Origin of the sequence: Actinospineispora spinosispora DSM 44797 (assembly GCF_000429025.1) — a bacterium.
Taxonomy (GTDB): Bacteria; Actinomycetota; Actinomycetes; order Mycobacteriales; family Pseudonocardiaceae; genus Pseudonocardia; species Pseudonocardia spinosispora.
The window spans coordinates 183,748-198,612 of the sequence record NZ_KE386839.1; the positions used below are offsets into that span (position 1 = coordinate 183,748).

The 14,865-nt window shown below is 70.9% G+C and carries 13 protein-coding genes and 1 tRNA gene; 9 read left to right on the plus strand and 5 right to left on the minus strand.

Features of this window, described 5'->3' with window-relative positions:
* Positions 1-19 precede the first annotated feature (19 nt).
* The 4 genes from G406_RS0143180 (at position 20) to G406_RS0143195 (ending at position 4,515) form a co-directional block, all read left to right on the plus strand.
* Positions 20-1,348: an enolase C-terminal domain-like protein gene (locus G406_RS0143180; protein ID WP_028938718.1), complete on the plus strand. Its 1,329-nt coding sequence runs from the start codon at positions 20-22 to the stop codon at positions 1,346-1,348.
* Positions 1,349-1,568: 220 nt separating this feature from the next.
* Entirely contained in the window at positions 1,569-2,582 is a 1,014-nt protein-coding gene (locus G406_RS0143185; RefSeq protein WP_245607439.1) for an XdhC family protein, read from the plus strand.
* A 113-nt stretch (positions 2,583-2,695) separates the two neighbouring features.
* Entirely contained in the window at positions 2,696-3,265 is a 570-nt protein-coding gene (locus tag G406_RS0143190) for a YdcF family protein (protein WP_084216926.1), read from the plus strand.
* A complete protein-coding gene (locus G406_RS0143195) occupies positions 3,265-4,515 on the plus strand; it encodes a deoxyguanosinetriphosphate triphosphohydrolase (RefSeq protein ID WP_028938721.1) in 1,251 nt (416 codons plus the stop codon). Before G406_RS0143190 ends, G406_RS0143195 begins: the two co-directional genes overlap by 1 nt.
* 9 nt (positions 4,516-4,524) lie before the next feature.
* On the opposite strand, the gene G406_RS57680 is transcribed toward G406_RS0143195, so the two are convergent.
* The gene (locus G406_RS57680) at positions 4,525-4,782 is read right to left on the minus strand and encodes a hypothetical protein (protein ID WP_156935472.1); all 258 of its coding nucleotides are present in this window, start codon (positions 4,780-4,782) and stop codon (positions 4,525-4,527) included.
* Between the two features lie 185 nt (positions 4,783-4,967).
* On the opposite strand from G406_RS57680, the gene G406_RS0143200 reads away from it, so the two are divergent.
* A complete protein-coding gene (locus G406_RS0143200; protein WP_028938722.1) occupies positions 4,968-6,332 on the plus strand; it encodes an NsdA family TPR-like regulatory protein in 1,365 nt (454 codons plus the stop codon).
* On the opposite strand, the gene G406_RS0143205 is transcribed toward G406_RS0143200, so the two are convergent.
* Positions 6,324-7,184, minus strand: coding sequence for an arylamine N-acetyltransferase family protein (locus G406_RS0143205; RefSeq protein ID WP_028938723.1), 861 nt, complete (start codon positions 7,182-7,184; stop codon positions 6,324-6,326). The genes G406_RS0143200 and G406_RS0143205 overlap by 9 nt on opposite strands.
* Before the next feature lie 34 nt (positions 7,185-7,218).
* Positions 7,219-8,151 carry a sigma-70 family RNA polymerase sigma factor gene (locus G406_RS53365; RefSeq protein ID WP_051343453.1) on the minus strand — a complete coding sequence of 311 codons (933 nt, stop codon included), beginning with the start codon at positions 8,149-8,151 and terminating at the stop codon, positions 7,219-7,221.
* Between the two features lie 751 nt (positions 8,152-8,902).
* On the opposite strand from G406_RS53365, the gene dnaG reads away from it, so the two are divergent.
* From dnaG to G406_RS0143225, 3 genes are read left to right on the plus strand one after another with little or no spacing between them, the layout of a single operon-like run.
* Positions 8,903-10,762 (plus strand): DNA primase, encoded by a 1,860-nt coding sequence (gene dnaG / locus G406_RS0143215; RefSeq protein WP_028938724.1) that lies wholly within the window; start codon positions 8,903-8,905, stop codon positions 10,760-10,762.
* Entirely contained in the window at positions 10,759-11,280 is a 522-nt protein-coding gene (locus G406_RS53370) for a hypothetical protein (protein ID WP_245607440.1), read from the plus strand. The genes dnaG and G406_RS53370 overlap by 4 nt, the downstream gene beginning before the upstream one ends.
* Entirely contained in the window at positions 11,281-12,042 is a 762-nt protein-coding gene (locus tag G406_RS0143225; protein ID WP_028938725.1) for a trans-aconitate 2-methyltransferase, read from the plus strand.
* A gap of 84 nt (positions 12,043-12,126) precedes the next feature.
* Here G406_RS0143225 and G406_RS53375 read toward each other — a convergent pair whose 3' ends face one another.
* On the minus strand, positions 12,127-12,309 hold the full coding sequence (locus G406_RS53375) for a hypothetical protein (RefSeq protein ID WP_037081552.1): 183 nt from the start codon (positions 12,307-12,309) through the stop codon (positions 12,127-12,129).
* A gap of 158 nt (positions 12,310-12,467) precedes the next feature.
* On the opposite strand from G406_RS53375, the gene G406_RS0143235 reads away from it, so the two are divergent.
* Positions 12,468-12,540 (plus strand) — tRNA-Asn (locus G406_RS0143235).
* A 129-nt stretch (positions 12,541-12,669) separates the two neighbouring features.
* Here G406_RS0143235 and G406_RS0143240 read toward each other — a convergent pair.
* Positions 12,670-14,865 (minus strand): UvrD-helicase domain-containing protein, encoded by a 2,196-nt coding sequence (locus tag G406_RS0143240; RefSeq protein WP_051343454.1) that lies wholly within the window; start codon positions 14,863-14,865, stop codon positions 12,670-12,672.

Sequence of the window (14,865 nt, forward strand, 5' to 3'; positions counted from 1 at the left end):
ACCTGCGAGGGAGTAGACGATGTCCGGTGTGCCGACGGTCGTTGCCATGCGGGTGGTCCCGGTGGCCGGGCAGGACAGCATGCTGCTGAACCTGAGCGGCGCGCACGCCCCGTTCTTCACCCGCAACCTGGTGATCCTCACCGACTCCGACGGCCGTACCGGGGTCGGCGAGGTGCCCGGCGGCGAGGCGATCCGTGTGGCGCTGGAGGAATCCACAGTCCTGGTGGTCGGCAGCCGGATCGGCGACCACCACCGCGTGCTCACCACGATCCGGGGGGCGCTGGCCGACCGGGACACCGGTGGACGCGGCGCGCAGACCTTCGACCAGCGGATCGCGGTGCACGCGGTGACCGCCGTGGAGTCGGCGCTGCTCGACCTGCTGGGGCAGCTGCTGGAGGTCCCGGTCGCGGCGCTGCTCGGCGACGGAGTGCAGCGTGACCGGGTACCGGTGCTGGGCTACCTGTTCTACGTCGGCGACAGCGCGGCCACCGACCTGCCGTACCGGCGGGCCGAGGAGAACGACGACTGGCTGCGGCTGCGTGACCTCCCCGCGCTCACCCCCGATGCGATCGTGGCGCTGGCGGAGGCGGCGCACGAGCGGTACGGCTTCCGCGACTTCAAGCTCAAGGGCGGCGTGCTGCCGGGTGAGGAGGAAGCGGATGCCGTGCGTGCACTCGCCGCCCGTTTCCCGGACGCCCGGATCACCCTGGACCCGAACGGCGCCTGGTCGCTCAACGAGGCCGTGCGCCTGGGCCGCGAGCTGACCGACGTCCTCGCCTATGCCGAGGACCCGTGCGGCGCCGAGGACGGTTACTCGGGCCGGGAGGTGATGGCCGAGTTCCGCCGCGCCACCGGTCTACGCACGGCGACCAACATGGTGGCGACGGACTGGCGTCAGCTCGGCCACACGATCCGCTCCGGCGCCGTGGACATCCCGCTCGCCGACCCGCACTTCTGGACGATGAACGGCTCGGTGCGGGTCGCGCAGATCTGTGAGGCCTGGGGTCTGACCTGGGGTTCGCACTCGAACAACCACTTCGACGTCTCGCTCGCGATGTTCACCCACGTCGCCGCCGCGGCGCCGGGCGACATCACCGCGATCGACACGCACTGGATCTGGCAGGACGGCCAGCGGCTCACCCGCGACCCGCTGGTGATCGCCGACGGGTTCCTCGACCTGCCGAGCCGCCCCGGCCTCGGTGTCGAGCTCGACGAGGCCCAGGTCGAGCGGGCGCATCAGTGCTACCTGGAGAACGCACTCGGCGGCCGGGACGACGCGGCCGCGATGCGCTACCTGGTCCCGGACTGGACCTTCGACCCGAAGCGTCCCGCCCTGGCAGGTCTCTAGCCCCTCCAAGGGCGCCTTTTGGTTTTCGTAGCCAGGGGCCCCTCCGCAAGCTCCGGGGCCCCTACCTCCGAAAACGCAACATCGGCTTCGCCGAGCGCCCGTCGGGGACCCAGACCCGCCTTCGGTGGAACCCCTTCGGGTGCCTTGCGGGGCCAATTTCTACGCTGTGTGGCCCGGGCCGGGGGCGGGCTTCGGGATTTCCGGTCGTAGTCTGGGTGTTGTGAGCGCCGCAACTACGCCGACCGCCCTCCGTGACCTGGGTGCCGCGCTGCGCCGTTGGGCAGCCGACGGCGTCGGGGTGGTCCGGGTGCTGGACCGCCACGGTTTCGGCACGGTGGAGCCCGGTCAGCTGCTCGTCGCGCGCCCCGGCGGAGAGCACGTGGGTCAGGTGCTGCGTGGCGCGCTGGACACGGTGGCGGTCGCGCTGGCGTCCGAGTCCACGCGGGAGCCGGGCGCGACGGATGCGCACGTCGCCGAGGACGCCGCGGTGGCAGCCGGTCTGGCCTGTGCCGGTGGCGCGCGACTGCTCGGGCACCCGTTGCCCGCCGAGCTGGCCGAGGCACTCGGGGTCGCGCTCGAAGCCGGCCGTCCCGCCGCGCTGGCCAGTACCGCGGACGGGTCTGCCCAGCTGGTCCTGAGCGGGGCCGATCTGGAGAGCACGCACGGCGGCCTCGGCGACGCCGACGAGCTGGTGGCGGGAGCCGCGCGCCAGCTGCTGCGCCGGGGAGCCACCACGACCGAACGGCTCACCGACGGTGGCCAGGACGTGCTGCTGGACCTGTGGGTCCCGGTGCCGACGGTCCTGGTCATCGGCTCGGGTGCGATCGGCGACGCGCTCCTGGCCCAGGCCGCCCTGCTCGGCTGGCCCGGCGAACAGGTGACCGAGCTGGCCGACGCGCGGGACAGCGTCGCCCGGTTCACCGAGGCCGACGTGCTGGTACTGCTGGACCACGCCCCCCGGTTCGACGCCGTCCTGATCGACGGTGTGCGCGGCGGACGCGGGTTCATCGGGGCGCTCGGTTCCCGGCGCACGCAGTCCGCTCGGCGTGACCGGCTGGTCGCCGCGGGACTCTCCGAGGACGAGCTGAGCCGGGTGCGCGGGCCGGTCGGCCTGGACCTGGGTGCGCGGACACCCGCCGAGACCGCCATCTCGATCTTCGCTGAGGTGCTGGCGCGGCGCGGAGACCGCGGCGGTGTCGCGCTGGCGGCGACGGCGGGGCGGATCAGCTCGTGAGTGCCCCCACCGAACGCGCGACCGTGCCGCTGCCGGTCGTCCACCGTGAACCCGAGCCGCCTGGGCCGAACTGGATCGCCCGGGTCCTGGTCGGCTCGGTCCTGGTGGTGGCGATGGTGGTCGGCGCGACCGCGTTCCGGGTCTGGCAGGTCGCCCGCCTCGACGACCGCCGTCCGGTGGATGTGGTCGTGGTGCTCGGCGCGGCCCAGTACGACGGTTCGCCCAGCCCGATCTTCGCGGCACGGTTGCGGCACGCGCAGCAGCTCTACAAGGACGGCCTCACCAGCCGTATCGCGACCGTCGGCGGCCGCAAGGCCGGCGACGGCTACACCGAGGCCTCCGCCGGGCGGCGCTATCTGGCGAACCGGGGTGTCCCGACCAGCGTCCTGGTGGCGATCGGCGAGGGTTCGGACACCCTGGAGAGCCTGCGCGCCGTGGCCGGGGTCGCCGGGCGCAGCGGATGGCACTCGGCGCTGCTGGTCAGCGACCCGTGGCACTCCCTGCGCGCCCGCACGATGGCCCGCGACTACGACCTTCCGTCGTGGACGTCGCCGACCCGTAGCGGCCCGGTCGTCCAGACCAGGCAGACCCAGGCGCGCTACATCGTGCGGGAGACCGGCGCGCTGCTGTTCTACCGGCTCACCCACGCGTCGGTGGAGACCGAAGGCTCCGGCTTAGGCTGATGACGCGCGGGTACGACTACGACGAGCACGATCGCGCCCGCATGTCACCCGAGCAGCCCAAGGACGCGACGCTGGGCGGTTCCCGTCGCCCGGAGACTCGAGGCCCGTTCGCGCGGGACCGGGCACGCGTGCTGCATTCCGCCGCATTGCGCAGGCTGGCGGGCAAGACGCAGGTGGTCGGCCCGGGGGAGGGCGCCGAGATCACCGGGATGCCCCGCACCAGGCTGACCCACTCGCTGGAGGTCGCGCAGATCGGCCGGGGCATCGCCGAGGAGCTCGGCTGCGACCCGGACGTCGTCGACACCGCCGGGCTGGCACACGACATCGGCCACCCACCGTTCGGCCACAACGGGGAACGTGCGCTGAACGACGTCGCGGCGTCCTGCGGTGGCTTCGAGGGCAATGCCCAGACCCTGCGGACGTTGGTGCGACTGGAACCGAAGATCGTCGGAGCGGGCCTGAACCTGACCCGTGCGTCGCTGGACGCGTCCTGCAAGTACCCGTTCCCGCGTCGAGACGGACAACGGAAGTTCGGTGTCTACCCCGACGACCTGGACGCCTTCGCCTGGGTGCGAGCCGGCGCCTCTGAGGGCCGCCGGTGCCTGGAGGCACAGGTCATGGACTGGGCGGACGACGTGGCCTACTCCGTGCACGACGTGGAGGACGGCATCCTCGCCGGCCGGATCAGCCTGGTGGCGCTCGCCGACCCGACCGAGCGCGCCGCGCTGGCGGCGCTCGCGGCCGGCAGCTTCGGCGCGGACCCCGCCGCCTGTGAGGAGGCGGGCCTGCGGCTGCTGGCGTTGCCCGTGGTCGAGACAGCCTGCCGCGCCGACCCGACGGCAGCGGGCCAGGTGGCGTTGAAACGCCTGACCAGCGAGCTGGTGAGCCGCTTCGCCTCCGCCGCCGTGGACACGACCCGGGCCGTCGCCGGCGACGGCCCGCTGGGGCGCTATACGGCGGACCTGGAGATTCCCGCGCCGGTGGCGGCCGAGGTGGCCCTGCTCAAGGCGGTGGCGGTCCGCTACGTCATGGCCGACCCCGCGCGGCTGCGCATGCAGGCCGGTCAACGTGAGCTGCTGGCCGAACTGGCCGAGGCGGTCTTCGCGGGTGCCCCCGCTACGCTGGCGATCCCCCTGGCCGAATCCTGGTCGGAGGCCCCCGATGACCCGTCCCGCTGGCGGGTCGTGGTCGATCAGATAGCGGCCCTGACGGACAACCAGGCCTACGCCTGGCACACCCGCCTGTCCTAGCGAGCTGCCTCAACGCTCATCGGGCGGTGGTGGGTACACCGGCACCCAACCTGGGCGGTGCGGGCGACGCCAGGACGCGGCCAGTGCGGCGGCCGCCCGGGCCGAGAGGCAGGGGCGGCACGGCCAGGTCATGGTGAAGCCGAGAGTTCGGCAGTGCGTACAGGTGCCGTCGGGGGCCGGAACGTGCTCGGCGAGCATTTCGGCGGCGAAGCCTTTCGCGGCCAGGAAATAGACGTAGTCGCTCGACGGTACATAGGCGGAACTCACGAAGTGAGCGTCGCGGGCGAATGGTTCGCGCCGAGTCGAATGGTGTGCACACTTTTTCACACATCACTGAAATGGTTCGGTGATCGGCTAGCGTGTGTGTCCGGTGATGTGCTTCAGGGGGAGCAAGAATGATTGCGGCACGAAGCATTAGGGGGTGCGAACCGAATCGTAATACTGAATTGGAGATGGTTCTGGTTCGCGCCGGATGGACTGTCGAAGAGCTTGCTGATCGGATCAACGAGGTCGCCGCCGGGCGGCGCGACGGGGTGACGGTCCACCGACGGCACGCCAGGCGGTGGATCGCTCCGGACAAGGGCCGGGAACGCCCGAGTGTCCCTCGGTCCCCGGTTCCGGGGCTGGTCTGCGAGGTGTTGTCGATCCGGCTGGGCGAGCCGGTGGCGCCGGCGCAGCTGGGCTGGCCGGGCGCCGACGCGTACGTCGACCGCCGCTACGCGCGCGCCGACGACGGCCTGAGCGTCGAATGGACTCCCGGCGGAGCACTGGATTCCCTGGCCCAGGTCGTGGACCCTGGTGGAATGGAGCGGCGACAGTTTCTCGCGCTGACCGGTGTGTCGTTGACCGCGGTCGCGCACCAGTGGCTGTATGACCCGGCCCGGGTTGCCGCGTCGTTGCGTGGTGATCGGGTGACCGATGCGTTGGTGAACGATTTTGCGCAGGTCACCGATGGTTTGCGTCGGATGGACGACAAGATCGGTGGCGGGACGCTGCTGCCGACCATTCGGGAGAATCTGCGGCTCGCTGTGGCGTTGTTGAAGAGCGGGTCGTATTCGGAGGATGTCGGGAAAAGATTGCATGCGCAAACAGCTGAGTTGGGTCGGCTGGCCGGTTGGGTTGTGTATGACAGTGGTGACGAGGCGTTGGCGCAGCGCTATTGGATGGCCGCGTTGCGTCATGCGCACGTGAGCGAGGACCGGGCGATCGGCGCGAACATCCTTGGGTTCATGAGCAACTCGGCCGCGTATTCATCGCATCCTCAGGACGCGGTCGAGCTGGCCCGCTCCGCATTGCACTGGGAACGCGAGCTGACGCCGGCCGTGGCCAGCTCGGTGTACATCCGGCTGGCGACCGGCGCGGCGGCAGCGGGAGACGCCTACGCCTCCAAGCGAGCTCGGGATCGAGCCGAGGAGCTGCTACGAAGGTCTCGGCCGGATGAGGAGCCTGCCTTCATCTACTGGTTCAACCACCGGGAGGTGGAAGCCAGAGCCGGACGATCCGAGATGTGGCTCGGACGGTTCACCGAGGCGGAACGGCACCTGCGCGCTGCCTTGGCCTCCTTCGACCCCGGATTCAGCCGTGCGCGAGCCTTGTTCATGTGTGATCTGGCGACCGCTCGACTGGGCACTGGCGCCGTGGAGCATGCCTGCGCCACGGCAGGCGACGCGGCGGTCGCGATCCGGCGGTTGAACTCGAAGCGGGACCGCAACCGGCTGGTGGAGTTCCGTCAGGCGTTGGCGCCGCACGCGACCTCGGCCGCTGTCCGTGAGTTCGATGACCGGCACGGCGATCTGGTCGCCACCGCGTCAGCGTGACCACAGCTCCGGTTGGCCGCCGAGATGCACTCGCAGTTCGGCCAGTTCGGAGGCGTTGAGTACCACGTCGAGGTCCCGGAGCGTCGCGTCCAGCCGCTCCAGCGGAACGGGGGTGCGCTCGATCCGGCCGTCGGCGTGCTCGACGGTGAGGGTGTCGTCGATCAGCCGCCTGCTGAGACCGTCCGACAGCCGCATCACCACGAGCCGGCCGGTGAACGGCGAGGCCGGGTGGGTCGACACGTAATGGTGCGCGACCTCGTAGTCGACCGGGCGGGCCGGGGACTCGTCGAAGGCGTGCTGAGGCTCCCAGCCGTCCTCGGTGTGCTTGGCGAGCGTCCAGATTCCGTCCCGCACCGTCAACCGGTGCGGCCAGCCCGCCTGGTCGACGATGTCACCGTCGCGCAGCCGCATCGGTGCGATCATGCCGGCGCCGAACCCGACGTCGGCCAGGTACCGGGTCTCCTCGCCGTCGATCCCGAGCAGCAGGGCCATGTGGGTACGCGGACCGGACCGGTGCGGCTGGACGCGGGAGATGATGCGACGCACCCGGAAGCCCAGTCGTTCAGCGGCCGCCGCGAACAGCAGGGCGTGTTCGTAGCAGTAACCGCCCCGGTGACGCAGCAGCAGCTTGTCGGTGATGGTCTCCGGCGCGAGACCTCGATGGGCGCCGAGCACGACGTCGACGTTCTCGAACGGGATGGCCAGCACGTGAGCGCGGTGCAGGCTGTGCAGTGCCTCGACGCCGGGCCCGACCCGGGGATGCCGGATCCGCGCGAGGTAGGCGTCGACGTCGAACCGATCGAGGTACCAGTCGTCGAGCTGGTCGACGGATTCAGCGAGGCTGCTGCTCATGCCCCGAAGTCTGCGACCTCGACCAGGGTTGAGGTCAAGAAGTTCGGGCCTTGCGCAGGATGCGAGGTGTCGCCCTGGCCAGTTTCGCGGGATTCAGCATCGCGTAGAACGCGACGACCTGTCCGTTCCGGATGCTCATCGCCGTCACCGCCTCCGGTGAGCCGCGCAGCCCACCGGACCGATAGCCGAGCTCGCCGTTCACCAGCACCGGGGCGACCGTTTCGAAGAGCGCGCCCTCGTACTGCTTGGCGAGGCCGAACAGCAGCCGGGCCACCTTCTCTCCGCCGACGACCACCCGGCGCGCGGCCGGAGCCATCCCGCCGCTGTCGTTGAAGAACATCACGTCCGGGTGCAGCAGCGACACCAGCGTCCGGGTGTCACCCCTGCCCAGTGCGTCGGCGAGCGCTCCGAGCAGCCGTTGCTGCTCCAGGTCGGTCGCACGCGGGGGAGGTTGGGCGGTCGACACGATTCGGCGTGCCCTGGTCGCGTGCTGGCGGGCGGCGGCGGGTGAACAGTCGAGCACGTCGGCGATCTGGTCGAACGGCAGGCCGAGCGCGTCGTGCAGCACGAAGGCCACCCGCTGGGGTGGAGTCAGCCGGTCGAGGACGACCATCGCGGCCATCCGGACGTCCTCGTCGCGCACCAGGACCGACAGCGGGTCGTCTTCCTCGGGACTGCTGACCAGCGGCTCGGGCAGCCACGGCCCGATGTAGCTCTCCTTGCGCACCGCCGCGGACCTGAGCCGGTCGAGACACAGCCTGCCGACGACGGTGGTCAGCCAGGCCTTCGCATCCCGGATCGTCGCCCGCTCGTCGTCACTGAGTCGATTCAGCCGGAACCACGCCTCCTGGATCGCGTCCTCGGCGTCCGCAAGGCTTCCGGTCATCCGGTAGCCGACCCCGATGAGATGCGCCCGGTGTTCCTCGATCGCCAGTTCGACCCGTGCGGGTTCCGGTGTGATCGACACTTCTCGAACGCTACTGGCGTCGAGTCCGTAGTTCAGTGTGGAAGGCCACCCGGGCGCCCACTCGCATGATCAGAGCGCCCATCCGTCGCTCTCACGCGACGGGCGGGATCTCGGTTCCGGGATTGCGGCGCTGTCCCCGCTGGCCGGTCAGTGTCTTGGCGTGGTCGGCCGGGGTCAACCCCCGGCTGACGCCGGCCTCGCTGCCTGCGCGGCTGTCCGATGTTCGGGGGCGAGGTTTCAGGGTTGACGCCGCCCGACCACGCCAAGTGCGGGCCAGGATCGCGGGGACGGGGAAGACTGCGGCACCAAAGGCGGCCACGGCTGCGCCGCGCCCCTGTGGGGTGCAGCGCACAGGTTGGGTGATCAACTTTGGTGACGCCGCGCACCTCCAGTCCACACCGCGCGATGTGCACAGAGCGCGGTGTGCCCACAGAGTGCGCGGTGTCGCCCGTCCCCATGATCACCACGGGCCCATGGCTGATCTCGCGCGAAAAAGCAGCCACCACACCGTGCCGATCATGCAAACACGGCGGGACTACGCCACCCACACAGTGGGCTCCGTGAGTCTCCCCGGAGGGGGTTCAGTGCGGAGCACCGTAGAAAACGCAACGGGCGAGGCAGAACGCAACCAGACAAGCGCGCGCCCGACCGACGAAGTCGGCTTGTTCTTCTGGGAGCACCCCAGCGAGCGCTTGCGCGAGCCGGGGTGGTCACGGAAAAACTCCGCGCGGGACAGGCTTAAACTAACTCGGTGGCCGGACGGATCAGAGACTCGGATATCACCCAGGTCCGTGACCGCGCCCGGATCGACGAGGTGATCGGCGAGTACGTCGCGCTGCGTCGGGCGGGTGCCGGGTCGTTGAAGGGCCTGTGCCCGTTCCACGACGAGAAGACGCCGTCGTTCAACGTCCGCCCCACGCATGGCACGTTCCACTGCTTCGGCTGTGGCGAGGGCGGCAGTGTCATCGACTTCGTGATGAAGATCGAGCACCTGGGTTTCGTCGAGGCGGTCGAGCGGCTCGCCGACAAGGTCGGGGTGCAGCTCACCTACGTCGGTGGCGGGTCGTCGGTCCAGCGGGAGCGCGGCACCCGTACCCGGTTGCTGGAGGCGAACCGCAAGGCGGCCGAGTACTACAGCCAGCAGCTGCGGACGCCGGAGGCGGCGCCCGCCATCCAGTTCCTCACCAGCCGGGGTTTCGACTCGGCGGCCGCGGCGCACTTCGGTTGTGGGTACGCACCCGCCGACTGGGACGGGCTGACGAAGACTCTGCTCGCCGACGGGTTCACGCTGGACGAGCTGAACAAGGCGGGTCTGTCGAAGGACGGCAAGCGGGGGCCTATCGACCGGTTCCGGCGTCGGTTGCTGTGGCCGATCCGGGACCTCGGCGGCGACGTGGTCGGGTTCGGCGCGCGGCGGTTGTTCGACGACGACCCGATCCAGGCCAAGTACCTGAACACGAGCGAGACGCCGGTCTACCGCAAGACGCACGTGCTGTTCGGCCTGGATTTGGCGAAGCGGGAGGTCGCCAAGCGGCGGCAGGTCGTGGTGGTCGAGGGGTACACCGACGTCATGGCGATGCACCAGGCCGGGATCCCCACCGCGGTCGCGTCCTGTGGCACGGCGTTCGGCGCCGAGCACATCTCGGTGCTGCGCAGGTTGATCGGCGACGACTCGTTCGACCTGGGCGAGATGATCTATCTGTTCGATGGTGACGAGGCCGGTCAGGCCGCCGCGATGAAGGCGTTCGAGGGTGAGCAGCAGTTCGTCGGGCAGACGTTCGTCGCGGTCGCCCCGGACGGGCTCGACCCGTGTGAGCTGCGACAACGTTCCGGCGACACGGCGGTGCGGGACCTGGTGGCGCGGCGGGAGCCGCTGTTCGAGTTCGCCATCCGCAGCTTGCTGCGCGACTACGACATGGACACCACCGAGGGCCAGGTGAGCGCGCTGCGGCGCACCGTGCCGCTGGTCGCCCAGATCAAGGACCGGTCGCTGCGGGACGGCTACGCGCGCAGGCTCGCCGGCTGGGTCGGCTGGACCGACGAGTCGACCGTGGTGCAGCGGGTCAGGGAGACGGCGGGGGAGCCCGCGCAGCGGCAGCGCGCGACGGCGCGAGGCGCCGTCCCGCCGCCCGCGAAGGACCCGAAGCTGCGGTTGCAGCGCGAAGCGGTCAAGGCAGCGCTGCAGCTGCCCACGGTCGCCGGTCCCGCGTACGACGAGCTGCCGATCGGGTGTTTCAGCGAGCCCGCCTACCAGGCGGTGCACCAGGGCATCCAGTCGGCCGGGGGAGCGGCGGCGGGGACGGAGGGCACCGAGTGGCTGGAGACGGTGGCCGCCCAGTGCCCGTCGACGCTGCGCTCGATGCTCACCGAGCTCGCCGTTGAGCCGCTCGACCTGCCGCGCAAGGGCAACGACGAGGCCCGCTACGTGGCGAGTGTGCTCGCCGGGGTCCGGCTGGTGCTGGTGGAGACCCAGATCGCGGAGCTGAAGTCGCTGCTGCAGCGCACCAACCCGGTCACCGAGCCGGACGCCTATCGGGAGCTGTTCGGCGACCTGGTCCCGCTGGAGCAGTACGGCATCGCACTGCGTGAACGCAGGGCCGGCAGCGCGTGAGCGAACTGCGTGGCTGGATGTACCGGCTGCTCGGCCGTGAGCAGCTGCCGGAGGGGTTCACCGGCACGCTCGAGGGCGAGGAGCGGGTGCTCGCGTCGGCGACGGTGAGCGGCGGCGGGGTCGTCGTGGCGACGTCGCGTGGTCTGTGGCTGCCCGAGGGGCGCCGGATCGGGTGGCACCTGGTCAGCAAGGCGACCTGGAACAGCGGCGCGCTGACGGTCATCGAGGCCGTCGAGCAGGAGGCCGTCGGTGACGCGGTGATCCTGGCCGACCAGCGGCCGCTGCCGGTGCGGCTCAGCGATCCCGGCCGGGTTCCCGAAGTGGTGCACAAGCGCGTCACCTCGTCGATCCGGTCGCGGCGACGTGTGGAGCTGCCGGGTGGCGGCGCGTGGTTCGTGGACCGCGCGGTGGCCGGCCGGGACGGCGTACAGGTGCAGGTCCGGCCCGATCCGGGCACCGAACCGGGAGCGCTTCGTCAGGCGGTCGAACGGGCCGCGGACCGAGAGGAAGTCGACTGAATGACCTGGGATCCGACCGCGTACCTCACGTTCGACGACCACCGTTCCCGGCCGTTCCATGATCTGCTGGCCAGGATCGGGGCTCGGAACCCGAGGCGCGTGGTCGACCTGGGGTGCGGCCCCGGCCACCTGACCGGGCTGCTGTCCGCGCGGTGGCCGGACGCCGAGATCGACGCGTTCGACTCTTCGCCGGAGATGGTCGCCGACGCGCGGGCGCGGGGTGTGCCGGCGCGGCAGGCCGACGTCCGCGACTGGCACCCGGGTGAGCGTGACGACGTGGTCGTCACCAACGCGGTCCTGCAGTGGGTGCCGGGACACCCTCGGCTGCTGGTCGACTGGATCGGCGAGATGCCGGCGGGCGGCTGGTTCGCCATGCAGGTCCCCGGGAACTTCGATGCGCCCTCGCACGTGCTGGTGCGTGAGCTGCTCGCCGAGCCCGCCTGGCGGGGCAGGGTCGAGGTCCGTGACGCGCTGGCCGTGGAAACCCCGACGACGTATGCGGACTCGTTGATCGCGGCGGGCGCCGAGGTCGATGCGTGGGAGACCACCTACCTGCACCGCCTGACCGGCGAGGACCCGGTCCTGACCTGGATCACCGGCACCGCGCTGCGCCCGGTGCGTGCCGCACTGGACGACGCCGAATGGGACCGCTTCCGCGCGGAGCTGGCCCCCAGGCTGCGTGAGGTCTACCCGGCGGGCGAGGACGGCAGCACCTGGCTCCCGTTCCGCAGGCTCTTCATGATCGCCAGGACGGCAGGCTAGCCCGACCTCGCAGACCGTGATGTCGCGTCGCAGACACTGCAGCGTCTGCGACGCGACGTGACGGTCTGCGAAGTCGTGTCGCGGTCAGCTGTCCTTGCGGAGGCCGGCGGTCGCTCGCACAGCGTCCACCGCTTTCGCCTTGGCGATGCCCGCCGCGCCCTGCACCGCGGGGTGGTCGGCTACGCGGCGGTAGGTGCGGGCCAGCTGCTCGTAGCGCTCCCGGCCGGCCCGGCTGCCCAGCACGTAGCCGGTCGCTGCACCGAGCATGAACGGGATCAACACGGCTTCCTCCAGGGTTGTCTGCGACCCATACTGCCGCGGGCCGGCTGAGCATGCCCACTCATGGGAGCCCCTGTAAACCGCCGTGCGGCGGTGCGCTAAGGTTATCTCCGTTGGCGGCCGAGCCGCCCGGAACAACAAAGCGGTCCTCCGTAGCTCAATTGGCAGAGCATGCGACTGTTAATCGCAGGGTTACTGGTTCGAGTCCAGTCGGAGGAGCAACAATCCCCAGGCCAAATCCCGTATCTCTGATCGTCGATCACGATACGTCGGTGGCCTAATAGTCGCTAAAGCGCGAAGAGGCCGGATATCGCCGTTCAATGGCGGTATCCGGCCTCTTGCGTGCGATCAGCGTTCGAGGTGCAGCAGCCCGAGCCGTTGGGTGGCGCGGGTCATCGAGACGTAGAGATCGGCCGGGTTACGTGCGCGAATCCGCTCGGGGTCGACGATCACGACGGCATCGAACTCGAGCCCTTTCGCCGACACCGGGGTGTGGACCTCGGCGCCGAGTCCGGCCAGGCCGTCGACGTCGTCGGCGATCACCGCCAGCGTTCCCCGGCCCGACCGAGCCTCCTCTGTCTCGACGGCTGTGCGCACGTCCGTCCGGGACACGGTGAGCTGCCACGGGTCCTCACCCGTCGCCCGGACCGACTCGGGTGGCTGCCGGTCCGGCGCGAACTCGGCCAGCACCGTCGCCGCCAGCGACATGATCTCGCTGGGCGTGCGGTAGTTCACCGTGAGCGTCCGGTACGTCCATCGGGAACCGAGGTGCGGCGCGAGCACGTCCGCCCACTCGTGCGCCCCGGATGCCGCGCTGCGCTGCGCGAGATCACCCACCGCGGTGATGGACCGGGACGGGCAGCGGCGTAACAGGACGTGCCAGTCCATGGCGGACAGCTCCTGGGCCTCGTCGACGACGAGGTGCCCGTACCGCCAGTCCCGGTCGGCCGCCGCCCGTTCGGCGACGCTCTTGAGCTCGTCGGGCACCTGCCGGGCGGCGAGCATGTCGGCGGTGACGAAGTCGGTCGGGCGCAGCTCGTCGGGGTCCTCCCCGGCGATCTGCCGGTCGGCCGCCTCCAGGATGGACAGCACCTCGGCCGCGTAGGCGCTGTCCGGCTCTCTCGGTTCGGCCGAGGAACCGGGCAGCGGGCCGAGCAGCTCGGCCAGCTCGTCGAGCAGCGGTGCGTCCGCCACGGTCCACGCGGCGCCCTTGGCCCGGTACAGAGCGGCGTCGGCGCCCGCCGAGGCGAGCCGGTCCGGTGACGTGAACAGATCGCCGAGCACCTGCTCCGGGGTCAGCGACGGCCACAGGCGGTCGACAGCGGCGTGGAAACCGAGGTCCGAACGCAGGTCGTCGCGCAGCTCGTGGCGCAGCTGCGCCGTCACCTGCGCCGGTGGGGCGATCTCCGGGAGCTCCTCGCCGAGCTCGCGGAGGATGTCGGCGAGCTCGGGTGGGTCCGCCAGGTCCCCGCTGAGTCGCTCGACGCCCTGCCCGACGAGCAGGCCGCCCAGTGCGTCGCGGAACGTCGCCCGCGCGGCGTTGTGCGGCAGACCCGTGGCCCGCGCGCGCCGCCCGGCCTCCGCCGCCGTGTCTCGGTCGATCTCGACGGTGACGTCGTCGAGCTCGATCCGGATCGGCGACCCGGGCAGCTCCTGCCGATCCGCGACGGCGCGGCGCAGCACGTCCAGCATGCCGAGCCCGCCCTTCGTCCGCGAGACGTCGTCCTGATCGACCTCGGTGGCGACCACGCCGAGGGCCAGCCTGCCCGGTGTGGTGAACACCACCGCCGACTCGCCCAGCGCCGGGAGCACTCCGCCGACGTACCGGATGAACCCGGCGCTGGGACCGACGACCAGCACACCGCTGCGAGCCAGCCGCTCCCGATGCGTGTAGAGCAGATAGGCCACGCGGTGCAGCGCCACCGCGGTCTTGCCCGTCCCCGGGCCGCCCTCGATCACCACCGCGCCGGACAGCGGCAGCCGGATGATCGCGTCCTGCTCGGCCTGGATCGTCGTCACGATGTCGCGCATCGTCGACCCGCGCGGCGCCGTCAATGCGGCGAGCAATGCCGGGTCGGACGCGGATTCCGAATCGGCATCGGTGAGTGCCGCCCGATCCAGTACGTCGTCGTGAAATGTGTGGACCCGTTCCTCGGGCGCGGTTCCGGCGAGCTGGAAATGCCGCCGACGGATCATTCCGAGCGGTGTCGCCAATGTCGCGCAGTAGAACGGCTGGGCGGCGGGCGCGCGCCAGTCGATGAGCGCGCTCTCCGAATCCGAGGGATCGGTGAGTCCGATCCGGCCGATGTAGCTCGTCGACCCGTCGGTGTGGTCGAGCCGGCCGAAACACAGACCCGAGCGTGCCGCCGCCAGCGCGCTCGCCCTCTCCGACCAGCGGTGTGCGGACACGTCGCGTTCCCAGCGCGCGCTGAGCTCCTCGCCGGCCGGCGTGCCGAGCACTCCCCGGGCCGTGGCGGTGGCGGTCGCCAGCTCTGCGGCGAGCAGTGCGTGAAGCCGGCGGATCCGCTCGGTCTCCGCCGCCAA